Annotated in this window: 17 protein-coding genes; 9 read left to right on the forward strand and 8 right to left on the reverse strand. The window is 50.1% G+C overall.

Features of this window, described 5'->3' with window-relative positions; genetic code table 11:
- Together DCW36_RS02580 and surE are read right to left on the reverse strand one after the other, a co-directional pair.
- The coding region (locus DCW36_RS02580) for a hypothetical protein (protein WP_205702863.1) at positions 1–1523 on the reverse strand (1523 nt) is incomplete at its 3' end.
- A gap of 883 nt (positions 1524–2406) precedes the next feature.
- Complete coding sequence (surE, locus tag DCW36_RS02585) at positions 2407–3183, reverse strand: 5'/3'-nucleotidase SurE (RefSeq protein ID WP_114779266.1); 777 nt, start codon at positions 3181–3183, stop codon at positions 2407–2409.
- Between the two features lie 116 nt (positions 3184–3299).
- Between surE and DCW36_RS02590 the strand changes: the two genes are divergently transcribed.
- The gene (locus DCW36_RS02590; RefSeq protein WP_114779267.1) at positions 3300–3911 is read left to right on the forward strand and encodes a mechanosensitive ion channel protein MscS; all 612 of its coding nucleotides are present in this window, start codon (positions 3300–3302) and stop codon (positions 3909–3911) included.
- Between the two features lie 39 nt (positions 3912–3950).
- Positions 3951–4397, forward strand: coding sequence for a DoxX family protein (locus DCW36_RS02595; RefSeq protein WP_114779269.1), 447 nt, complete (start codon positions 3951–3953; stop codon positions 4395–4397).
- 309 nt (positions 4398–4706) lie between these two features.
- Here the strand turns inward: DCW36_RS02595 and DCW36_RS02600 are convergent, their stop codons facing one another.
- Positions 4707–5162 (reverse strand): MarR family winged helix-turn-helix transcriptional regulator, encoded by a 456-nt coding sequence (locus DCW36_RS02600; protein ID WP_114779271.1) that lies wholly within the window; start codon positions 5160–5162, stop codon positions 4707–4709.
- Positions 5163–5369: 207 nt separating this feature from the next.
- Here DCW36_RS02600 and hisC point away from each other — a divergent pair, with 207 nt between their 5' ends.
- On the forward strand, positions 5370–7535 hold the full coding sequence (hisC, locus tag DCW36_RS02605; protein ID WP_114779273.1) for a histidinol-phosphate transaminase: 2166 nt from the start codon (positions 5370–5372) through the stop codon (positions 7533–7535).
- Between the two features lie 109 nt (positions 7536–7644).
- On the opposite strand, the gene DCW36_RS02610 is transcribed toward hisC, so the two are convergent.
- Complete coding sequence (locus tag DCW36_RS02610) at positions 7645–8199, reverse strand: NUDIX hydrolase (RefSeq protein ID WP_114779275.1); 555 nt, start codon at positions 8197–8199, stop codon at positions 7645–7647.
- Positions 8200–8387: 188 nt separating this feature from the next.
- Here DCW36_RS02610 and DCW36_RS02615 point away from each other — a divergent pair, with 188 nt between their 5' ends.
- Together DCW36_RS02615 and DCW36_RS02620 are read left to right on the forward strand one after the other, a co-directional pair.
- Positions 8388–10106: an ArnT family glycosyltransferase gene (locus DCW36_RS02615; RefSeq protein WP_114779277.1), complete on the forward strand. Its 1719-nt coding sequence runs from the start codon at positions 8388–8390 to the stop codon at positions 10104–10106.
- A 1-nt stretch (position 10107) separates the two neighbouring features.
- Positions 10108–11118 carry a hypothetical protein gene (locus tag DCW36_RS02620; RefSeq protein ID WP_114779279.1) on the forward strand — a complete coding sequence of 337 codons (1011 nt, stop codon included), beginning with the start codon at positions 10108–10110 and terminating at the stop codon, positions 11116–11118.
- Positions 11119–11204: 86 nt separating this feature from the next.
- On the opposite strand, the gene DCW36_RS02625 is transcribed toward DCW36_RS02620, so the two are convergent.
- The gene (locus DCW36_RS02625; protein WP_114779280.1) at positions 11205–12320 is read right to left on the reverse strand and encodes an AI-2E family transporter; all 1116 of its coding nucleotides are present in this window, start codon (positions 12318–12320) and stop codon (positions 11205–11207) included.
- Between the two features lie 213 nt (positions 12321–12533).
- Here DCW36_RS02625 and DCW36_RS02630 point away from each other — a divergent pair, with 213 nt between their 5' ends.
- Together DCW36_RS02630 and rmuC are read left to right on the forward strand one after the other, a co-directional pair.
- A complete protein-coding gene (locus DCW36_RS02630) occupies positions 12534–13913 on the forward strand; it encodes a DEAD/DEAH box helicase (protein ID WP_114779282.1) in 1380 nt (459 codons plus the stop codon).
- 168 nt (positions 13914–14081) lie between these two features.
- Positions 14082–15416 carry a DNA recombination protein RmuC gene (gene rmuC, locus DCW36_RS02635; RefSeq protein WP_114779284.1) on the forward strand — a complete coding sequence of 445 codons (1335 nt, stop codon included), beginning with the start codon at positions 14082–14084 and terminating at the stop codon, positions 15414–15416.
- A gap of 192 nt (positions 15417–15608) precedes the next feature.
- Here rmuC and DCW36_RS02640 read toward each other — a convergent pair whose 3' ends face one another.
- Complete coding sequence (locus tag DCW36_RS02640; protein ID WP_128396936.1) at positions 15609–16049, reverse strand: hypothetical protein; 441 nt, start codon at positions 16047–16049, stop codon at positions 15609–15611.
- Positions 16050–17478: 1429 nt separating this feature from the next.
- Between DCW36_RS02640 and DCW36_RS02645 the strand changes: the two genes are divergently transcribed.
- A complete protein-coding gene (locus DCW36_RS02645; RefSeq protein ID WP_114779286.1) occupies positions 17479–19308 on the forward strand; it encodes a M2 family metallopeptidase in 1830 nt (609 codons plus the stop codon).
- A gap of 145 nt (positions 19309–19453) precedes the next feature.
- On the opposite strand, the gene DCW36_RS02650 is transcribed toward DCW36_RS02645, so the two are convergent.
- A complete protein-coding gene (locus tag DCW36_RS02650; protein ID WP_114779288.1) occupies positions 19454–20173 on the reverse strand; it encodes a pirin family protein in 720 nt (239 codons plus the stop codon).
- 179 nt (positions 20174–20352) lie between these two features.
- Positions 20353–21135 carry an XRE family transcriptional regulator gene (locus tag DCW36_RS02655; RefSeq protein WP_114779290.1) on the reverse strand — a complete coding sequence of 261 codons (783 nt, stop codon included), beginning with the start codon at positions 21133–21135 and terminating at the stop codon, positions 20353–20355.
- 550 nt (positions 21136–21685) lie between these two features.
- Here DCW36_RS02655 and DCW36_RS02660 point away from each other — a divergent pair.
- Complete coding sequence (locus tag DCW36_RS02660; protein ID WP_240676024.1) at positions 21686–22927, forward strand: S8 family peptidase; 1242 nt, start codon at positions 21686–21688, stop codon at positions 22925–22927.
- Positions 22928–23053 lie beyond the last annotated feature (126 nt).

Raw genomic sequence — 23053 nt, forward strand, 5'->3', positions numbered from 1 at the left:
TGAGACACAGTAAAGTTGGCATCGCTCGAATCGTTAACGGCAGCATTGTAGTAGGACTGAACCTTTACCCTGAACTTGTCTGTGGCTACTGCAGGTACTGTCCAGTTATAAGACCCGCTGGTGCCAGACCCGGTGTAGACATCTGTCAAATAGGTCCAGTTATTCCCGCCGTTTACCGAGTAAAGAATCCGCACATAATCCTGGATGCCTTCCTGCTGCCAGGCGACCTCGTAGTTAGAACAACCAGCGATAACCTCTCCGCCGTTCGGAGACGTGAGCCGGATAAACGGTTGAAGGATAGAGAAATTTGTACCGGATATATCTGAAATAGCTGCATTATCTCTTGCTTTTACACGGACCAGGCATTGGCTGGAAACGTTGTCAGGAATTGTCCAGTTGTAGCTGCCATAGTTGCCTTGCGAAGAGGTGATCTCGTTCCAGGTAGCGCCGTTGTCGGTGGAGTAGTCTATCGCCACATAATTGGAGGGTAAATTGGAGGCGCTCCACCGGATGGTATAATTCCTGTCTACGAACCAACGTTCTCCGCCGTCAGGTGCTGTTACCGTTATGGCCGGATTATTATCAATGAGGAACAAACTATTACTCATGTCAATAGTACACGACTTTGCGTATTCATAAATCTGTACCAGACAAGAAGTTGCAGCCTGGCTGCCTGGCAGCAACCATTGGTAACTGCCTGTGTTAGGAATGTTATTTGCGGCTGCACCCTCACTGTTGCGTATCCAGTCCCAGGAAGCCCCGTTGTCAGTAGAATATTTCAGCGACACATTTCCAACTGTACCTGTAGTAGTCCAGGTAATGGTCTTTACCGAACTCGAGGACCAGGACTCCCCTCCGTTTGGAGAAGTTAATGTCAGGTAACTGGCTGGCCTGGTTACTGAAAAAACAGCATCCGTTACATCCGAAATGCTTTCGTCGTAGTAATCAACAATCCGTATTTTAAAATTACCTGTATTGTAGGTTGGCACACTCCAGTTGTAGGAGTGGTTTCCTCCCGAGCCCACATAGATATCCGTAATCGGTGTCCAGATGAGCCCTCCGTCGGTTGAGTACAAGATTTTGGCATAAGAATTAACCCCGCCAGAGATCCAGGTGATTGTTTGCTGCGAACAACCCTCAAATGTTTCACCACCATTAGGCGACGTGATGGTAATGAAAGGTTGTTTGATGGTAAACGTGGCATCACTGACATCACTTATAGCACTATTACTGAAGTCACTAACCCGGACCAGGCAATTTTCAGAAGCATTGTCAGGTATTAACCAGGAATAAGAACCATTATTATTTATACCGTCCGCAATAAGGCTCCAGTTACTTCCGTTATCTGTAGAGAACTCCAGTTTAACAAAGGAAGAAGCGCCTGAGCTACTCCAGGTAATGTTGTAGTTTTTACCGGAATAAAACGTCTGACCTCCATTCGGAGAGGTAACAGATACCGTCTGAGCACTCACTTGCAAAAACGCAAAGAGTGCTAAAACCAACGTAAGGGTTTGCTTTAGCATAAAGGAAGGTATTTATTAAAACAGCACTATAGTTTTTAGATTGATAACAGGTATTATCAATTACATTACTTGTTAGAAACTTAACATCACTGGAGAAGCACAACCCTGAGCAGGAAGTTATATCCACCATTGAAAACAAAGCAGGCCTTTAAAAAAAATGCTGTACATCATTACCCTAATTCACATTAGCATAATGACATACAGCAAGCAGACCTTTTTACAACCTGTTTGATTAATTTAATTATTCCCATATATAACAAAACTTAATCAACACATCTGTAAATGTATGTATTCGCATTTTTAAATACAATACTCAGAAGTAGGTATACTTGAACTATTGATTACTTGATTATTAACACAACAAACCTTTCCTTTATACGCCCCTTTCTATAGTACAAACCTTCCTGCTTTTTCCCGCCAGGAAGCGCTCCTGCAACACCAGCACATCTGCTGTTATTTTCTTTTATTTTGCTGCCTTGCACTGCGCTTTCAGTTGTGGCAGTCTCCTGAAGTACACAAACGGTTAGTAGCTAATAATCAATTATTTAATCTAAACAACCTTTCCCGATTAGATTTTCATTAAAATTCAGCACACTGTCCTGCACACAGAAGAGTACAACCGGAATCGTTCTGCAGCGTTTGCCTCCGGATGCGCTGATCCCGGGATCTGCAGACACCAGCACAGAAGAAAAATACTAAACCGCTTACAGGCAGTATTTTAGAACGAAGCAAAAAAATTTTTCTGAGCAACAGCATTTTTTTTCAGAAACATGCACGCTCCTTTATTTTCCTGGAAGAAAGTAACCCAATTCGCAACAAAAAGGGAGAGCCCCAGCATTACGTTGCTGAAGCTCTCCCTGCTAAAAGCCAGGTAATTTCCGGCCTAAAAAGTCCAGTCGTTGTTCAGGATCGGGATCACATGGTGGGCCGTCAGGTCGTACTGGCAGGGCACTACCGAAATGTAGTTATTTACCAGCGCCCACTCGTCCGTATCCTCGCCTTTGTCGAAATTCACAAAATTGCCTGTCATCCAGAAGTAGCGGCGGTTGTTGGGGTCGAGACGCTCGTCGAATTCTTCCTGCCACTTGGCATGCGCCTGCCGGCAGATTTTGATGCCTTTTATCGGATCTTCGCTCTTTTTGGGGATGTTGACATTCAGCGCTGTGTTGGCCGGTAACTGGCTTTCGAGCGCCTGCCGGATAATCTGCTCCACAAATTCGGTGGTGTGCGAAAAATCTGCTTCGTGCCCGTAATCGCACAACGAGAAGCCAATGGCCGGCAAACCTTCGATGGCTGCCTCGATGGCTGCCGACATCGTGCCCGAATACAGCACACTGATGCTGGAGTTGGAGCCATGGTTGATGCCGCTGATGACCAGGTCGGGTTTGCGGTCGCGCAGCACAAAGAATTTTGCCAGTTTCACACAATCGGCGGGGGTGCCGGAACATTCGTATGCCTCTACATTTATATCTGCAAAAGCAATCGATTTGTCCAGCCGGAGCGTGTTGCCAATGGTAATGGCGTGTCCCATGCCCGACTGCGGACTATCCGGTGCGACCACCACCACCTCTCCTATTTTTAAAGCGACCTCTACCAGCGTGCGGATGCCCGGGGAGGTAATGCCATCGTCGTTCGAGACCAGTATTAATGGTTTTGCCATTTTATTCTTTTCAGAAGATGTATAACTAAATAAACATTATTCGATTTTGTGCTAATATACAACAACCTGCACCTGCTCTTCAAGGTTTAACGAAAATAATATTCCTGAAGAGTTGTATGCTGAGAAACTTAATATACGCCATTCTGCTGGGTGTGGGTATGGCTGCCTGCCTGGCTGACCGCGACAAAAACCCGCCTGAAGCTGAGGTTACCGGTGAGGAGGCGGCCATGACCGGTTCACCGGAAGAAGATGCGCCCGATCCTGCGGCCTTTACGATTGCAAAAGGACGGGTAGGCGACATCCGGGTTGGGATGCCTGTAACCGAAATGCGCACCCAGGTACCGCAGCACTTTATCCTGACCGACACCTTGCTGCACCTCGAAGGGCAGGCGTACACGGCTTACCGCCTGCGTGAGGAAGGCAGCAGCACCGGTTTGCTAATAGAACAAAAGTGCGAAACGGATTGCCAGGTGTGGCGCATCCGGGTGAGCAGCCCCAGCTATAAAACAGCAGCAGGCGTGGGAGCCGGCGCTACTTTCAGCCAGGTGCGGCAACATTATAGCATAAACTTCCTGGGTTTATCCGAAGCAGGACTGGTGGCTGTAGCAGAACAGGACGGAATTTCGTTTGTACTCGATAATGCCGCCCTACCCCGCGAAAAACTTTCCCGTTTAAAACCTGCCGATATTCCGGCAAATACACCCGTAAAACAGATTTTTATATATTAGATTTTTGCTGTATTCGTAATTATCCCTAATATTGCTCCTATGGGGATACTTCGTGCACGTTACGCTTTCGCAGATGTTGGATTACTGATACTCCGGATTGGTATCGGTCTCATGTTTATCTTTCATGGCTGGCCCAAACTCGCCGGTGGACCGGAGAAATGGGCGCAGGTTGGAAAGACCATGGAACTGGTGGGCATTAATTTTATGCATGAGTTCTGGGGATTTATGGCCGGTTCCGCCGAAGCAGTCGGTGGTGCCCTGGTGATGCTCGGGCTGCTGTACCGTCCGGCCTGTGCGCTGCTTACCTTTACCATGCTGGTGGCCACCATGCGCCACATTTCGGTTGGCGATGGTTTTGGCGGTTACTCCCATGCGCTGGAAGCGGCCATCCTTTTCTTCTCGCTTATCTTTATCGGCCCGGGCAAATACAGCCTCGACAGTTTGCTTTTCCCGCCGAAACTCGACAGGAGCGTATTTACGGGTTAACAATCTTATAATCGGACTGAACAACCAACCTTCCCTTGAGCAGCAGTGGCTATGGTGGCAGCTGCTAAAGGGGAAATTTCGCTGTCGCAGGCCAGAAAAAGTCTGCTGCTCCTGCCACCACAGCCACTGCTGCTGTTCAGCAAATACATTTACCGTTCCTACGCTTTAAAAGGCTTTCACGACAAGAACCTTTGATTACCTTTAGCCTTGTGGTGTGTGTGCACGCGGTGCTCTGCTTTTCGCCCCTTTAGGTTTTCAGATAACAGCTCCTGCACGGCAGCAATCAATTCAGCTTTCACTTCAAAAACGCTATATATTCCGGATACTGTCCAGGATTTTATTCAGCACTTCAATATCCTCTGTATCAACCTGCTGAAACAAGTTTTTTTCCTGCGCCTCCACTTCCGGATCAAGCTCTTCGAGCAGCTTCTTTCCTTTTTCCGTGATGAAAATCTCGACTTTCCGCCGGTTATGCTCGCATACCTCGCGTGTTACCAGCCCCTTCAGCCGTAGTTTTTCTACCAGCCGGGTAGCGTTCGACATCGGGCTCAGCATCCGTTCCTGGATCTCGAAGAGGTTGATCGGCTTCCCCTGCTGTCCCCGTAAAATCCGCAGCACATTGTACTGCTCCGGCGATATGCCGTGCAGTTTAAGTATGCTTTCCGTCTGCGCCTCCAGCCAGTTTCCGGTATACAGGATGTTCAGGTACGCCTTCTGAAAAGGACTGCGGAAGCTGCTCATCTTTAACTGTTGCTCCAGTTTCATACCTAACCCATGTTTAAACAATGAAACAGCAGCCGCCACTTCACAATTTTAGATCTATTAAACAATTAAGATGACTTTACGAATATTCGTTCGCTTTGTTAGATCGCAATCTATATATTTGCTTTAGCTACGTATTAATACGAACTTTAAAAGAACAAACCGAAGCGCATTAGCCAAGCATCAGGCAGCAAAGTGTGAGAAGTAGTGATGGAAGTAGAAAAGAACAAACTGTATCGCGCTGATTCCAACGAAAACCTGTTTGGCACTTCTCCCAAAGTTATCGCGGCCTTGCAAAAAGCGCTGGATGGCTTTCACAGCTACCCCTTACCCGATGCCGCGCCGCTCCGCCACGCTATTGCACAGAAGCTGGGGCTTCAGCCTGCCAACATTGTAACGGGCAGCGGCTCTGCCGAACTGATCTCGTTGCTGGTGCGGGCCTGTTGCAAGCCCTACCACCTGTCGTCGGTGCTGTCTGTTACGCCCTCTTACCCGCTGTACCAGCAGGAGGCCGAAGCCGTTGGCACCAATTTTAAAGCTGTACCGCTCAACAGTGCCTATCAGCTGGACGTGGAGAGCCTGCTGGCGCAGGTGGAAGATTCCACCCGGCTTTGCTTTCTTTCCAACCCCAACAACCCGACAGGCTCATACCTGCGCAAGCCAGACCTCGAACGGCTCATCCGGGAGCTGCCGCCCCGGGTAACGCTGGTGATAGACGAGGCTTACCTGGAATACGTAAACGCGCCCGATTTTGCAGATGCAACCAATTACCTGGACCAACGCCACAACCTGGTCATCCTGCGGACCTTCTCCAAAGCTTATGGGCTTGCCTCGTTACGGGTTGGCTACATGGTGGCCCGGGAAACAACCTTAGCGCCTGTTCTCCGGATAAAGCAACCGTTCAATGTCAACAACCCGGCACAGCTGGCAGCACAGGCGGCGCTGCACGACAAAGAATTTCTTGACTATACCCTGCAGCAGACAGCTGCGGGCAAACAGCAGCTGCAGCAGGCACTCACACAACTCGGAGTGCAGCACTGGCCGTCGGAAGGAAACTTCCTGCTGCTGGATGCCGGTTTGCCCGCGCAGCCTGTTTACCGGAAGCTGCAGCAACAGCACATCCACGTCCGCTTAACCGACGACCGGTTTGCCCTTCGCATCACCATTGGGCGGCCAGAATACCAGGAACAACTCATCCAGACTTTATCGAACATGCTCGAACCGGAAGCCCTTACAGCTGATCCCATACTCGCCCAGGTCCTGAAAACCGGTGAGGCGTTTTTACTGCCAGGCACGTCAAAGGCATTAGCCGGCGTAGATGCCCTTTCAGAGAAAGCCAAAGGCAACGGGAATGCCTCCGAACGAACTGCTCTTGCGTTTGCAAGAGCCTTTGCTGCGCGTATGCAGCATGCCACCACCAATGCCGGCAACCTCTACAGCTCCACCTTCGGGCTGATGGATATGATCTCGGCTTTTAATGTGCTGGTAAAAGAAACGCCGCTGGTTACCTTCGGGCATGTGTTCGCCAACCTCTCCATCGCGGAAGCTGTTGCAGCTGAACCTGAAATTCATTTGCTGGACCTCGGCATTGGCAGTGGCCTGCAGTGGATGCACCTGCTGGACCTGCTGGCGGCAAGAGCTGGCGGAGCGCCCAGGGTACACCTTACCGGCATCGACCTGCCGGCCGCCATCGGGGAACCGGATGAGCGCCTGCAGGAAACGGGCAGCAGACTGGCCCAATACGCCCAGAAACTTGGCATTTCATTTACCTACACGGGCATCGCCAGTAAACTGGAAGAGGTTAACCTGCCGGAGCTGAAGCGTTCCGCCACAGAGGCTGTTGTGGTGAATGCCGCGCTTGCCCTGCATCATATTGCGGACATGCTGGTTTCGCAAACAGATGAGCGCGACAAAATACTAAAGCAGGTACTGGCACTGCAGCCACGGGTGTTTACCCTCACCGAGCCCGATTCGGAGCACAACAAGCTGGAGTTCATGCCACGCCTGCGGGAGTCGTTGCGGCATTACCACACGGTGTTTGATGTGCTGGACACGCTGCTGCCAAAGCAAATGCCGGAGCGCCAGATAATTGAGCAGGAGTTTTTCGGACGAGAGATTATTAACGTGATTTCCTGTGAAGGCAGTGCACGGGTAGAACGCCACGAGCGCAACCAGGCCTGGCAGCACCGCTTAACCCGCCTCGGCTTCGCGCCTCTCCAGCAACCGGAAACCGCTGAAGCAATACGTAGCCTGCTGCAGTTACACCCGCAGTTCGACCTGGAGCCTAACGGAGCCGGTTATACCCTGCACTGGAAAAAAACACCGGTGATCGCCGCAACGGCCTGGGTACCGCAAAAAAGCGAAAAATCAGCGTAAAAGAACCTGCTCAGGCAGCTTTACCCTGCCGAAGTTATTTGCTGCAGCTTCCACCACAGCCATTGCTGTTGCCTATGTAGCAGCAGTGGCTGTGGTGGTAGCTGCAGAACTATAAACCGAGCTTGCGGAGGGCCAGCAGGCAGAGCGCCACGGAGCCCGATACGTTTATTTTCCCGCTCAGCACCAGGCTTTCCACCTCTTCCAGCGGCACTTTCACTACTTCAATGTTCTCGCTTTCGTCCAGGTCCTGTTCGGCCACTTGCTGCACGTTGCGGGCCAGGAAAAAGAAGATTCTGTTCGTGTCTTTGGTCGGGTTGTCGATCACTTCCAGCACCGGCTCCACATCGTCGGAAGTGTAGCCTGTTTCTTCCAGCATTTCGCGTTTGGCCGCGTCCAGGGGCACTGTCTCGCCTTCGTCTATCACCCCGCCCGGCAGTTCCATAAAAATATCGCCGGCCGCGTGCTTGTACTGGCGCACAAAAATCACCTGGTTGTCAGCCGTAACCGGAAACGTGAGCACCACATTGGGCCGCACGCTCACAAAATAATCGTCCATCACCTTTCCTCCAGGCAATTCCACATGGTCGCGGCGCAGCGTATACCACCTGTGGTTAAAAATTATCTCCGATTTCAGCGTTTTCCAGCGTTCAATTCCTTTGGCCATAGTTTACAAATTCAATTCCGGGGCGCAAGTTAAATCTATTGCAACAGAAGGCAAGGCATTTACCTGCACGCCCCCGCTAACCAACCGAAATAAGTCGCTGTATTTGCAAAATAACCTGTTACTTTTGCTTTCAGGTAAATTAATCATAAAGCTCGTCCACCTGGCGCATTGTCCGATAAAACTTAAAGATGCTTTCTTCAACCTCAGTAGCCAAATCGCCTTCTCAAAAATTTATTTTTATTTTTCTGATCATATGGTTTTTGGTGAACCTGGTACAGGCTTCGTTTATGGAGCTGCACCCGGACGAAGCCTACTACTGGGTGTACTCCCGCTTCCTGGACTGGGGCTATTTCGATCATCCGCCCATGGTAGCGCTGTTTATCAAGGCTGGCGACAACCTGTTCCAGAACAAGCTGGGTCTGCGCTTTTTAACGGTTATCTGCTCCACGCTTTCGGTTTACCTGCTCTGGCAGATTGTGAAAAAGTATGCCGAAAATGCAGTGCTGTTTATCCTGCTTTTCAGCTGTTTTGTGCTTTTTCACATGTACGGGTTCATTACCACACCCGACTCGCCCCTGCTGCTGTTCAGTATCCTGTTCTTTTACCTCTACCAGCGCTACTCCCGGAAAGACAGTTACACGCTGGCCGTGCTGCTGGCGGTGGTAATTGCCTGCATGATGTACAGCAAGTACCACGGCATTTTAGTACTGTTCTTTACCATCCTCTCCAACTTCAAGCTCCTGAAGCGCCCTTCGTTCTGGCTGATCGTGGTGGTGGCGCTGGCGGTGTACATGCCCCACATCCTGTGGCAGATTGACAACGGCTATCCTTCGGTGCATTACCACCTCTTCGACAGGTCGGCCAGGCCTTACAAAGTGAACTTTACGCTGGAATACATCCTGGGGCAGGTGTTGCTGGCGGGGCCGCTGATTGGCTGGTATTTTTACGCCAAAGGATATAAGGTGAAAGCTGACGACGCCTTTTTACGAGCGATCAAATTCAACTGCTACGGCATTTTCCTGTTCTTCCTGCTGAGCACGTTTAAAGGCCGCGTGGAAGCCCACTGGACCATGATTGCCTACCCGCCGCTCTTTATCCTCTCCTACTGCTACCTCAGCCAGCTGGTGGTGGTGCCGGTATGGGTAAGGAGGCTGGTGCTGACAAGTGTTGCCCTGATTCTGCTGGCGCGCATTATCCTGCTGGTACCGGGTCCGCTGGCGGATAAGCTCAGGCCATTGCGCGAGTACAGCGGCTCGGAAGTGTGGGCCAGGCAGATAAAGGAAAAGTCCGGCGACTCCTACGTTGTTTTTAACCAGGGATTCCAGGAGCCGTCCAAGTTCAATTTTTACAACCGCACCCTCAAAGGCTTTGCCTGCAACTCCAGGTATTACCGCAAAAACCAGTACGACATCTGGCCTATCGAGGACAGCCTGCGCAACAAACGGGTGTATTATGTTATCCCCTACAGCCACGGCGAAGTGCCCCAGGACAGCTTCCCGACCAGCAAAGGGATGTATTACGGGCGCTACCTGGAGGAGGTACGCCTGTACCAGAAGGTAAACATTGTGACTGAGTTACCCGAGGAAGACTGGAAAGCCGGCGAAACAGTACAGGTGCTGCTCGAAATTCAAAACCCGTACAACGAAGCTATTTCCTTCAGTAACGAAGGCGAAAGGTGGAACGCTTTCTTTGAATACACTTTTGTGAAGGACGGCGTCATCGGCGATTTTTACCCGATCCCGGAGAACATGCAGCTCCTCCGGATTCCGGCAAAAGGAAACGTAACAGTTCCGGTTTCGGTAAAAGCACCCGCAGAGCCCGGCGATTACTACCTGTTCTTTTCGATCCGGACAGAGCCTTTCCCGGGAGCGCGAAACAGTAAAATGATAAAAGTGGAGATTGAATAAGATGCGTATTTTTTTCTTCCTGCTACTGCTGCTCTGCCTGACCGGCGGCACCGCCACGGCACAGGTGCTGGAGTGGCAACTCAACCTGCACACGTTCGTGGACAACCGGGAGTACATGAAATCGGAACGTTTCTCCCAAACCATTTTCGGCACCAGGCTGGCCCCCGAAATCGGGCTGCAGCTCGACAGCGTGCACCGTGTAAGAGGCGGTTTTAATGCCCTTTACGAATTCGGCTCCCGCGACTTCACCACCGAAATAAAGCCGGTGCTCTACTACCAGTACGATACCCGGAACTGGGATTTCTATGCCGGTGTGTTCCCCCGCTTCGGCCTCCTCTCCGACTACCCGCGCGCCCTTTTAGCCGATACGCTGCAATATTTCCGTCCGAACGTGGAAGGGTTGCTGGCCCGCTACGAAAACGATTTTTTACAGGAAACAGCCTGGATCGACTGGACAAGCCGTCAGACGGCTGTGGACCGGGAAACGTTCATTTTCGGTTTGTCGGGCACCTTGCACCGGGGCATTTTTTTCCTGTCGCATTACGCCATGATGTTTCATAACGCCGGTCCCGCCATCCGCTTGCCCGACGACCATGTGCAGGACAATGGCGCCGCAGCTGTAAAACTGGGCCTCGACCTGAGCCACCGCTTTATCTTCGACTCCCTCACGATCAATACCGGCGGCATAATGTCGTTTGAGCGCACGCGCGATGTTGGCGGCTGGTCCCTGCCAAAAGGGGCTTTGCTGGAATTTCATGCCCGCTACAAAAGCGTTGCCCTTACCAACTCCTGGTACAAAGGCGAAGGCCACAACCTGCTCCTCGGCGACCGCTTTTACACCGCCAAAAATTACAACCGGCTCGACCTGAGCTGGGCACCTATTCAGTACCGGAAAATAGAGGGCGCCTTCACCTTTTCATTTCATTTCCTGGAAAACGTGATCGACAGCCAGCAGGCCTTCAGCCTCCGCTACCGCCTCGATGGCAGCAAGCCTGTCAGGCTAAAACTGTAGCAGCAGTGGCTGTGGTGGCAGGAGCAGCAAAGCTTTTTGGACCTCAAAAACACTTCTGCTCCTGCCACCACTGCCACTGCACCTGCTCAGGGTTTCTTCTCTTTCCCAAAACCCAGCCACCGCTTCAGTTTGTCCAGCGTGAGGGCATGTTCTTCGGTGCCGCTGGTGCCCAGCAAAAAAGCATACGACGACAGGTGTTCGTTGTGGTCGCAGTAAATTTTAAACATCCCCAGGAACGGTACGGCTACAAACATGCCGGGCAGTCCCCAGATCATGCCGCCCACAATGATGCTCAGGATCGTGAAAAGCGGGTTGATGTTGACGCGGCTTCCGGTGATGTTCGGGGTCAGGATGTTGTTTTCGGTGAACTGCACCAGGATGAACAGCCCCACCACTGCCAGCGCCTTCTGCGGGTCGCCCTGCACTACAAACGTGTACAGCAGCGGGATGGCTCCGCCGATCAGTGTTCCGAAATAGGGAATGAAATTCATCAGCGCCGACAAAATTCCCAGCAGCACCGCGTACTCCACGCCAATAATTGCCAGCCCTGCGGTGTTGATAAAGCAAAGAATCAAGATCACGATCACGACGCCACTCATGTAGCGCTTGGTTACGGATGATATCTCGTTGATAATGAGCTGCACTTTTTGATAGGATTGGGAGGGAATGAGGCGAAACAGGAAATTTTCGAACTTGTTGCGGTAATACAGCATCAGGAAAATATAGACCGGTATCAGGCCAAACTTTGTGACTGTATTGGTAATGGCCAGCAAAGCTTCCGCCAGAAAGCCCCCGCTGAGTTCCAGGGCTGCACTCAACTGCGCCCGTAGCCAGTGTTCATTATCGGGGCTGTTATCGCCAAATTTCTTATCGATGACAGCCTGCAGCTTGTCCAGGTTTTCCAGCGCCTCCTCCTCCAGCTTTGGAAAGTCTGACATAAACATAGCTAACTGCTTGTACAGCAACACCATCAAGCCGGTGAACAGGGCCATAGACAAAATAATGGTGATGAGGTTCGCCAGGATGCGGGGCACTCCCCATTTCTCCAGCTGCTTTACAACCGGGTACAGCAGGTAAGCAAACAGCACCGCCATAAAAATCGGGTACAGGAACTCGCGCGCCGCAATCAGTACGTACACTACCATGATCAGGAGCAGCAGTGCGTAAGTGTACTTTTTTAGCCGTAGATACCCGTTGTCCATAGTTTCTTTACTACGAAATAAAGTGCAAAGGTTTATGCACGCAGGAGCAGTGGCTGTGGTGGCAGCTGCAGACAACTTTTTTAAAGCGTTTGAACAGGCATTTAGTCTGCTGCTCTTGCCACCACAGCCACTGCTCCTGCTGAGCAGGCGAAAAACCGGCTACCAAAAGCCGTCAGATTATCCGTACCTTTGCATTTCACACAGCCAACACACATGCCTTCATTCCAGGATCTAAAGTTAAACGATGCGCTCACACAGCGCTTACATGAACTCGATTACCACACCCCTACCCCCGTGCAGGAAGCCACGATCCCGCTCCTGCTGCAGGGGCACGATGTGGCAGGTCAGGCCGAAACAGGCAGTGGCAAAACGGCAGCCTATGGCCTGCCCATCCTGCACCAGGTGAACACCGACCTGCAGCAGGTACAGGCGCTGGTAATAGTACCCACCCGCGAGCTGGCCGTGCAGGTACGGCAGGAGCTGAAGAACCTGGCGCAGCAGATCCCCAACCTCAAAATCAGCGCTTTTTACGGCGGTCATGCCTTTTCGCAGGAGCGGGCATCGCTGGCCTTCCCGCCGCAAATTTTAGTAGGCACACCCGGCCGTCTTACCGATCACCTGAAACGGCAGACGCTGGACCTGGGCGCGGTAAAGCAACTGGTGCTGGATGAGGCCGATAAGTTACTCGAAATGGGTTTTGAAGAAGAACTCGACGAGGTAATGACCGCGCTCCCCCGCCGGCGGCAGACACTGCTCTTCTCGGCTACCATGCCCGATGGTGTAAATGAGCTGATCTCCAACTCGCTCAAAAACCCGCATTTCGTAAAAGCAACAGCCACCACCATTCCCAAGCAACTCCGGCTGATCGGTGTAAAAGCAGAAGCAAAGGCTAAAAAAGAAGCACTCACTGCGTTGCTGGCAGGAATCGACCATGCAGGTACTGTTGTGTTTGCCAACACCCGCGCCACCACCGATGCCCTCACCAGTCACCTGCAGGCGCAGCAGTTTGCCGCCAGCGCCCTGCACGGCGGCATGGAGCAACCCGACCGTGACAAGGAAATGACGCTCTTCCGCAACGGCACCACCGCCATCCTGGTCGCTACCGACCTGGCAGCCCGCGGCCTCGACATCGACGCCCTCAGCACCATCATCCACTACGAGCTTCCCGACGACGAAGCAGCTTACCTCCACCGTAGCGGGCGCACCGGCAGGGCAGGCAAAAGCGGCACCGTGTATACGCTGGCCTCACCCCGCGAAGAGCAGAAGCTGCGCGACTGGGGGCACGTACGCATGGACGAATGGCTGAAACCGGAAAATCTACCCGCAAAAAACACCGCAGCAGCACCCGAAACAGCAGCACCGTTTGCCACCCTGCACATAAACGCCGGTCGCAAAGACAAGCTAAGCCCCCGCGACATTGTTGGCGCCCTGATTGCAGAAGCAGGTCTGGCAGCAGACCAGATCGGGAAAATTGAGGTGCAGGACCGCTTTTCTTATGTAGCTGTACCCAAAGACCGGAGCCAGGCAATCGCTTCAAAATTAATGAACGGCAAAATAAAAGGCCGGAAATTTAAAGTGCAGGTTGTGCGGTAGAATGTGTGCATCTGGAATGAAGCAGCTTAAAGGAGTTCGCGGTTAAGTTAGGTAAAATATGCTGATCATAATCCTGTAAATCCATAAATCTGCTTCATCCAGGTTCAGACAAAAAACTAATATCGTTAGCATCTGTCATAAAATGCTAAAAAATCATACCTTTACCTCATGGAACTGATTATCGGGATAGCGGCTTTTCTGGGAGGATTACTGGTGGCCTTTTTGGCGTCACGGGCACGGGCCAATGCTTTGCAACAAACTGCCAATGAGGCGACTGTCGCACAGGGCGTACTACAAGGCAAACTCACGGACAGGACGACCGAAGTGCAGCAGCTGAAAGATGCCCTGAAGCAGGAAAACATCAAAGTAATTGAGCTGCACAACGAGCTGACGAAGGTCGAAACGGATTACTACCACCTGAAGCAGCGCCTCGACGAGCAGAAACTGGAACTGGAACAACTGCGTGAGAAGTTCCTGCAGCAGTTCACCAGCATCTCCAACCAGGTGCTCATGAACAACGCCGAGCACTTCAAAAAAGCATCCGCCGAAAACCTGGAGCAGATCCTGGGCCCGCTGAAGGAGCGGATCAAGGAGTTTGAAACCAAGGTGGACCAGACCTACGAAAAGTCGCTGAAAGATAGTGTGGCCCTGAAAGAACAGCTCCACATGCTGGCCAACCTGAACCAGCAGATGAGCCAGGATGCCCTCAACCTGACCCGCGCCCTGAAAGGCGAACGCAAAACCCAGGGCAACTGGGGCGAATATTTGCTCGAAAGCCTGCTCGAAAAATCGGGCCTGCAGCGCGACATCCACTACACCCGCGAAGAAGTGCTGCAAAACCACGACCGCAAAGTGTACCGCCCCGACGTCATCATTAAACTGCCCGACAACAAGCACCTGGTCATCGACTCCAAGGTGTCGCTGGTGGCCTACGAAGCCTATTGCAGTTGTGAGACGGAAGCAGAGCAGCAGCTCCACCTCCGGGACCACATTTCCTCCATCCGCCGGCATTTTACGGAGCTGGGCCAGAAGGAATACCACCACCTCGGCGGCCTCAACTCCCCGGATTTTGTACTCATGTACATCCCCATTGAGCCCGCCTTTACGTTAGCCGTACAGCAGGACCACCACCTCTTCACCGACGCCTTCGACCGTAACATTGTGCTGGTTACCACCTCTACCCTGCTGGCCACCCTGCGCACCGTAGCCGGTGTCTGGCGCCAGGAAGACCAGAAGCGAAACGTGCTGCGCATCGCCGAAGAAAGCGGCCGCCTGTACGACAAATTCGTTGCCTTTGTAGACGATCTGAAAACCATTGGCAAGCACCTCGAAAACAGCCAAAGCTCCTACACCGCCGCCATGAACAAACTCACGGACGGCAAGGGTAATCTAATACGGCGTGTGGAGAAGCTGAAGGAGTTGGGAGCGAAGACGAGTAAGAGTATGGATGAGCAGTTGCTGCTGGAGTCGAAGGTAGACGGATTGCCGGGGGAGGCGGAGTAGCAGTTATTTAAAAATTTGTTTTATTAATTCTATTGGATACCAGTCTTTTGCATCTTCATGACTATGCTGCCGCTATAGGCCATGTTTCTATTTTATTTGCACGAGATGATTCTTTTAAAACAACAGGAAAGTAAACTTTGCGGTGTAGACTACACAAACTTCACTTTCCTGTTGTTTTAGGTTCCAGGAGGGTTAGTTAACCAGCGTTGAGCAGTCCTCAACATCAGTAAGCGAACCTAGTTCTACTGCTACTCCTCCTACAATTTGATATAAGACTACTTTAAGCTCATTAGCTAACAAATCAAATGCAACCTGGTTAGGACAATCGAGTTTTAGGTTACTTAAGGCCTGCTCTAATCCAGGGAAAGTAAAGTTGCCATTTCTCGTGTTCTCTTGCTTACCTGATTTAAATGAACTGGAGAAGACTACAACAGTTCCAGGATTTTGACACCAGGCCTTTGCTTCAACATCAACTCTGAACTCAAAAGTCCTATTTCCTAATCCGGCTATTTTTACATTAAGCGCATCACCTTCTATACAAGCTGATGCAAGATGCGGGTTCTGCGCCTGGGCAGTTCCAAATACTATTAGGGCGAAAAAAGTGAATAAAATAGGTAAAACATTAGCTCTCATTATTTCAATCATTAAATTGTTTGGACTAAATTGGATTGGTCATTCATTCTTTTGCTGCCACACAGCAGTCTGCTTTGGAGTAAATCTTTTTAGAGAGAAAATTCTCTAAATTCAATCCTGAAATAACTCTCCCAGAAATTTCAGGATAATTTCTGTTGTTGCCCGTTTCCTTACTAACTGTTGTCGTTATATCTTTACACTATTAGTATTAATTCAAGAACGCACAAGCACTAAGCTTCCAGCCCAGCCTTAAGTTAAAGCTAGCTACAGCAAATAGACTTTTTCAGGCATACCACCACAACCACAGCACCGCTTCAGCTGTACATCAATGAGAACAAATCATATTTCCCCTGTCTATCTCTTTAGAGACAACAGGAAAAAAAGGCCAACTTTTACATAAAGAAATTTTAAACGGAATTTGTATTTTAAAAACAGTTCTATCCCCAGAACTGAAATTATTAGTTAAACCCGGCATAATTACTGAGCAGGAAACAATGCAAAGCGCCCTCCTTCACCTCCTCATGGTTTACGATCTTATCCAGACTTGCTCGACCACCAATGGGCCGTAAATCGGCTTTACAGTAACGATTGCAGCACACGTAGCAAAGATTGCCGCAATTTTTTTCTTAACTTCAGTAGCCTTTTGTTTCACGCGCATGGTATTTAATTTTATAACCGCATTTTTTCTGTAAGCCAGCAGCACTCAACATAAAATAATTTTTCCTATACAAATCTCCTTCAGACAAGAACTTCGCTCCTGATTTTTTTAAATTATTTAAAACCAACAATTTAAAAGCAGACCAGGATAATAAAACTAACAGCCATAACCCTTAATTTGTACTGGCAACAGAAAAAACCTTCGATTTTCTTTAATTTTTATTTGTATAACCAAAGTTAATCCCGGAAACGCAACAACCAAATAGAATGATACGGAATTTAGTAATTCTAATAAAACTTTAATCTTTTCTAACACCGCCTGCTCTTAAAATGGAATTTACAGGCGTTTCAGAAATCACTACCCAACATGACTCAAACTTTATTTACCCAAACTGGCGAGTGGCAGCATCTGTAAACAACCGGCAGGTTAACACAGCAACAGCTATAACCTATGTTATATCCTGACAAAAAAAAACGCCTTAACCAGTAACACCTGCACAGGCCACCAAAGCCACTGCACCGTGATACGCACCAGTTTTCTGAACTGAAGAAGAGCCAACGTTCCGAAGCTGAACGATCTTCTTTTAACTACCTAAGCGCAATAATTTCTTCTGTTGAACACCTCCATGCCTGGCATTCATTATTAGGCCGTGAAATTTGACTGATTTTTGCTACATTTAATGATATGTTAGCTGAACAGCAACTGTACACGTTCAGGAGTTACGGCCAGCTGGTTCAGGAAAATCTATAACCGAAGTTACACCTGTTTTATATGAAAAGAATCTTTCTGACAGGCTTTGCCGCCGCTTTCCTTTTTTCATGTTCCAGCCCGCAGCGGGATGGCGCTGCCATGGCCACTGTTTCTGCGGCTGAAACCGAAATACAGCAGAAAGCACAGGAATTCCTGGCAACTTACGCTCAAAAATACCAGGAACTTTATACTGCCTCGGTAGAAGCGGAATGGCAGTCGAACACAAAAATAGTAGAAGGCGACTCTACCAACGCCGTCGCCACCCGCAGGGCAAACGAAGCGCTGGCTGCTTTTACCGGCAGCGAATTCAACATCAACCACACCCGTGAGCTTCTCAAGCACGAAGAACACCTGACACCCCTGCAAAAAAAGCAGCTCGAAGAAATACTGTACACAGCCGCCAACAATCCGCAGACCATACCCGATGTGGTAAAGCGGCGTATTAAAGCAGAAACCGAACAAACCGAGAAACTGTATGGCTTTGACTATAAAATCTTCACTCAAAAGGTTACCACCAACGACATCGATAACATTCTGCGTACCGAGAAAGACCTGAAGAAACGCCAGGCGGCATGGGAGAGCAGCAAGGAAGTGGGCAAAAGCCTCCGGACCGGCATCCTGAACCTGCGCCAGCTTCGCAACGAAACGGTACAGAACCTCGGCTTCGACGACTACTTCACCTACCAGGCCTCCGAGTACGGCATGACGCGCCAGGAAATGATGGACCTGATGAAAAAGATCAACAAAGAGCTACACCCTCTTTACCGGGAGCTGCACACCTACGCCCGTTACGAACTGGCTAAAAAATATGGCGTGAAAGAGGTGCCCGACATGCTGCCGGCCCACTGGCTGCCCAACCGCTGGGGCCAGGACTGGAGCGCTATGGTAAATGTGCAGGGCATGGACCTGGATGCAGCCCTGAAGTCCAAAGAGCCAAAGTGGCTCGTGGAGCAGGCAGAGCGTTTCTATGTTAGCCTGGGATTTCCCGGGCTGCCGCGTTCGTTTTACGAGAAATCGAGCCTGTACCCGCTTCCGCCAAACGCCGGCTACAAAAAGAACAACCACGCTTCTGCCTGGCACGTGGACCTGGAAAACGATGTACGCTGCCTGATGAGCGTGGAGCCCAATGCCGACTGGTACGAAACCACCCACCACGAACTGGGCCACATCTATTATTATATGACCTACACCAACCCCGATGTGCCTGTGCTGCTGCGGGAGGGAGCCAACCGCGCCTACCACGAAGCCATCGGGTCGCTGATGGGGCTGGCGGCCATGCAAAAGCCATTCCTGGTGGAGCTTAACCTGGTTGATGCGAATGCCAAAACCGACGAGGTACAGACGCTCCTGAAGGAGGCGCTGAGCTATGTCACCTTCATTCCGTTTGCCACGGGCGTGATGAGTGAGTGGGAGCATGATTTTTATGCGAAGAACCTGCCGGCTGACCAGCTAAACAAACGCTGGTGGGAACTGGCCCGGCAATACCAGGGCATGGTGCCGCCAACGGTACGCGGCGAAGAGTTTACCGATGCCACCACCAAAACCCACATCAACGACGATCCGGCACAGTACTACGATTATGCGCTTTCTTACGTCATCCTGTTCCAGTTGCACGACCACATTTCCCGCAACATCCTGAAGCAGGACCCGCACGCCACCAACTACTATGGCAGCAAAGAAGTAGGCGAATTCCTGAAAAGCATTATGTACCCGGGTGCGAGTGCCGACTGGCGCCAGATGCTGAAAGATAAAACCGGGGAAGAATTAAGCGCCCGCGCTATGGTCGACTACTTTCAGCCACTGATGGACTACCTGAAAGCACAGAACAAAGGCAGAAAATACACGATTTAACCGAAGAGAAGCCTTAAAAAGTTTGCAGCTGCTGTCACCATTCCCGCTGCTGCAGCTGCTTAATTCTATTTAAATACAACTGCCCCTGTCAACCAAGCAATTGCACTTGTGTGGACAGGGGCAGTGGCTTTTATAGCAACAGCAGTTAATAATTCACCTCAAGCGCAGGCACATCCACCAGCATAAATGAGGCTTCGGCAGTAGCATGAATATCAATTACCTCCTGGTCTTCGAGCCGCAGCTGGTCGTGGGTATCGGCTTCAACACCGTTCACAATCACGCTGCCATTTGTAATGTAGAGCAGCGTTTTCCTGATTTTAAAAGTCCTGAAGTTGATATCTTCGCCTTTCCCCAACTTGGCATAGTAGATGGTTGAATTTGAATTAAGGAACACAACATCTTCCAGCACTTTCTGCCCTGTAGCCAGGGGTACCAGTTTATTTGACGTGTCCAGGAAATCGAGCGTCATTTGTTCGTAGGATGGCGCCAGTCCGCTTTTGTTGGGCAGGAACCAGAGCTGATACAAATGCACCTCTTCGTCCGTTTCGTTTGTCTCGGAATGGCTGATGCCGATCCCGGATGTCATCCGCTGCACATCGCCCATCCGGATCGTGCTTTCATTTCCGAGGTTGTCTTTGTGAGTCAGTTCACCACTCAATACTACTGTTACTATCTCCATTTCGGTATGCGGGTGCTCCGGGAAACCGCTGTGTGGGGCAATATAATCATCATTGAAAACCCGCAACGGACCAAACTGCACGTTGGTAGGGTCATAATAATCGGCAAACGAAAACAGGTATCGGGATTTAAGCCAGTCGCCTACGCTAGCTTCATGGCGTTCGGCTGCGGTGATCAGTTTTATCATTGCGCTTTATCGTAAGTTTGAGCACTAGTATTTACAGCTATTTACTTATTGCTAGCCTTTACGCAGATGCACGTAACTGGTTAAGCAAACACTTTGTTTTACCTGCTGACCGTCCCTAAAAACAGCGCGTCCTGTGCCGGGTGTGGCACAGGACGCGCTGTTTTATCGTATCGAAAGGGCTACTCTACTTTTTTAAGCTTCTGCACTTCTTTCTGCAGATCCAGCACAATAGAGGAAAGCTTATCGAGCGAAATATCTGCAATCGGGAAAGTTGAGCTGATGTAGGATTTTGCTTCCCATATTTCCAGCACATCTTCCACATTCAGTTCATAAGGCGAATAGAGCGGGTTGTCGGAATGCAGCCGTAGCACTGCCGTATCTTTTATTTTATTGTAGATGCGCTTAAACACCACCCCCTCCTTCTGGCTCACGATAATGCAGGGCGTACCGTCTTTTACACTATTCCAATCATCCACAAAGCGGCCTACAATGACAGTACCCGAGGCAATAGGCAGCATCGAATCGCCAGTTATCTCAAAAGCCCTGTACGTACCGCCCGTCCCGAGCATGGGAAGCCGGAAACGCGGCAGTTCTTCGATAAACTCCGGATCGGCATAGCCGTTCAGGTAGCCGGCACTGGCTTTGTAAGGCACCAGTTCTATGTTTTCATTCTGGTCTTCGTCTACCGTAATTGCCAGCACGCGCAATTTTCCACCTGCATCATTACCGGTTGCGCTACCAGTCGGAGCTGCTCCAGAGCTTAGATCTACTGTAATTAAATCATCGAGGCTTATAGTAAAGAGCTTGGCGATATTTACAAGTGTACTAAGCTTCGGTTCTGCTCGCCCCTCTTCGTATGCGCCTACCAGCGAGCGCTTTATATCCAGCTTCTCAGCTAACTGTGCCTGTGTGTACCCGGCACTCTTCCTGAGGTGCCTTAAGTTCAAAGTGACCATATCCACAATTTTGCCAATCAAATTAGTTAGAAACAGAGCTTTATTTACTCAATTAGCTCATTCTCGTAAATATACTAATCATTTAAACATTATACTAATTTATTTAGCATAAATTTCAATTTTCAGACCAACCCTAAAAAAGAATGAGTTGATTACTTCAGGGGCACAAAGGCAATAATACGGCTAACAGGTTAGTTTTTACCTGCATAATTTCACCTTTTTTTGCTTTTTTAAGCATTTGCCCAGTCGCCGGTTTTAGCTGCATTTTAGAATTAAACCATGCCCCTGCTTCTTCCAAACACCTTCGATCCAGGTCTTCCAAAGCCTTTTTTTCATCATTATCCCTCTTTTAAAACAGTAAATGTAAAACAGCACAGACAGCTGCAGTAGGATTATTTTTATAATTAGCTTTACAGTGTTTGGAACTAAACAGGGGTTGAAATTGGTTATGTATATGGGTTATGTATATGAATGACGGTTATACTATCAGCTTTCTTTAGCAGGCTGCTTTTAACGGTCAGAAATTTTTAACGAAGCCAATATTAAATCTATTACTATGAAAAAGTTCACATTCGGAAAAGCACTCTCTCTTACTGCTCTCGCTTCAGCCATGGTACTTTCCAGCTGCCAGAAAGAAGAGTTGATGGAGCAACAGTTTGCTGCCCCAACCGATGTTCAGCAGACTTCCGGCACAAGCGGACAGGCTATTGAAGGACAGTACATCGTGGTATTCCAGGATGGTTCTACCAACAGCATCTCTGCCATGGGCGAAGCCACTACCCGCCAGTCGGTGCTGGCACAGTCAGGCATTGAGGCTGGCGCTGTGAAGGAGACTTTCCAGGGAGCTGTAAAGGGTTTTGCTGCCCGCCTTTCTGCTGATCAGTTGAAAGAGCTGCGTAATAACCCGGAGGTGGCTTACGTAGAGCAGGACAAGATCATCAACATAGAAAAAGGCATTACTTCCGCTAACACCACTGCTTCGGCAGAAGGATCGATCACCGCGCAAGGTACAGTAGGTACCATTACGCCAATGTCTGGAGAGATTGTGCCCTGGAACATCCAGCGCGTAGGCTACGGCGACGGACGCGGAAAGACAGTATGGATCATCGACTCTGGTGTGGATACAGATCACCCGGACCTGACAGTAGACAGATCCAGAAGCAAGTCTTTTGTGAGCGGTACTACCTCTATAGAAGATGGCTATGGCCACGGAACAACGGTAGCCGGTATCATTGCTGCCAAGAATAACGGCAGAGGCATGATCGGTGTAGCTTCAGGTGCTACAGTAGTTGCCCTGCGCGTGTTCAACGATTCTGGTGCGGGTACGCTTTCAAGCGCTATTTCAGCGGTGAGCCACGTGAACATGAATGCCAAAGCAGGCGATGTGGTAAACATGAGCATCGGTAGCGGTATCTCTTCTACCCTGGATTACCTGGTGAAGAGTGCAGCCTCTAAAGGTATAAAGTTTGCCATTGCAGCTGGTAACAGTGCTGTGGATTGTGCCTCTACTTCTCCTGCCCGACTGAACGCTCCTGGTGTGTACACCGTGTCAGCTATGGACAGCTACGGCAGGCTGTGGAGCAGATCGAACTATGGTTTATCTGTAGACTTTGCTGCCCCTGGTGTGAACGTAACAACGACTACTAAAGGTGGTTCAATCGGTAGCGGCGCTTACGGTACATCCTTTGCCGCCCCGCACGTAGCTGGTATCCTGTTGCTGAAAGGTACTGTAGTAGCGAAAGGAACCATCACTGGCGATAAAGATTCTAAAGCTGATCCCATCGCTTCACTTAACTAAGAATTCATAATTTCTGAGTATAAACAGGCAGGGCCACCCGGTTGGGGTGGCCCTGCCTGTTTTTGCTTTTATGCTACAGTCTCACGCTTTCGCAAGGTGCAGCAGTGGCTGTAGTGGCAGGTGCAG

Origin of the sequence: Botryobacter ruber (assembly GCF_003347595.2) — a bacterium.
In the GTDB taxonomy this organism is placed as follows: Bacteria; Bacteroidota; Bacteroidia; order Cytophagales; family Hymenobacteraceae; genus Pontibacter; species Pontibacter ruber_A.

Excerpts from the sequence above, each read along its gene's own strand:
- DCW36_RS02600 (WP_114779271.1), bottom strand. The coding sequence starts at position 5,162 with ATGAAACTGGAGCAACAGTTAAAGATGAGCAGCTTCCGCAGTCCTTTT.
- DCW36_RS02620 (WP_114779279.1), top strand. The coding sequence starts at position 10,108 with ATGCGTATTTTTTTCTTCCTGCTACTGCTGCTCTGCCTGACCGGCGGC.
- DCW36_RS02640 (WP_128396936.1), bottom strand. The coding sequence starts at position 16,049 with ATGAGAGCTAATGTTTTACCTATTTTATTCACTTTTTTCGCCCTAATA.
- DCW36_RS02625 (WP_114779280.1), bottom strand. The coding sequence starts at position 12,320 with ATGGACAACGGGTATCTACGGCTAAAAAAGTACACTTACGCACTGCTG.
- DCW36_RS02650 (WP_114779288.1), bottom strand. The coding sequence starts at position 20,173 with ATGATAAAACTGATCACCGCAGCCGAACGCCATGAAGCTAGCGTAGGC.
- DCW36_RS02630 (WP_114779282.1), top strand. The coding sequence starts at position 12,534 with ATGCCTTCATTCCAGGATCTAAAGTTAAACGATGCGCTCACACAGCGC.
- DCW36_RS02595 (WP_114779269.1), top strand. The coding sequence starts at position 3,951 with ATGGGGATACTTCGTGCACGTTACGCTTTCGCAGATGTTGGATTACTG.
- DCW36_RS02590 (WP_114779267.1), top strand. The coding sequence starts at position 3,300 with ATGCTGAGAAACTTAATATACGCCATTCTGCTGGGTGTGGGTATGGCT.
- hisC (WP_114779273.1), top strand. The coding sequence starts at position 5,370 with ATGGAAGTAGAAAAGAACAAACTGTATCGCGCTGATTCCAACGAAAAC.
- DCW36_RS02660 (WP_240676024.1), top strand. The coding sequence starts at position 21,686 with ATGAAAAAGTTCACATTCGGAAAAGCACTCTCTCTTACTGCTCTCGCT.
- rmuC (WP_114779284.1), top strand. The coding sequence starts at position 14,082 with ATGGAACTGATTATCGGGATAGCGGCTTTTCTGGGAGGATTACTGGTG.
- DCW36_RS02615 (WP_114779277.1), top strand. The coding sequence starts at position 8,388 with ATGCTTTCTTCAACCTCAGTAGCCAAATCGCCTTCTCAAAAATTTATT.
- DCW36_RS02645 (WP_114779286.1), top strand. The coding sequence starts at position 17,479 with ATGAAAAGAATCTTTCTGACAGGCTTTGCCGCCGCTTTCCTTTTTTCA.
- DCW36_RS02610 (WP_114779275.1), bottom strand. The coding sequence starts at position 8,199 with ATGGCCAAAGGAATTGAACGCTGGAAAACGCTGAAATCGGAGATAATT.
- surE (WP_114779266.1), bottom strand. The coding sequence starts at position 3,183 with ATGGCAAAACCATTAATACTGGTCTCGAACGACGATGGCATTACCTCC.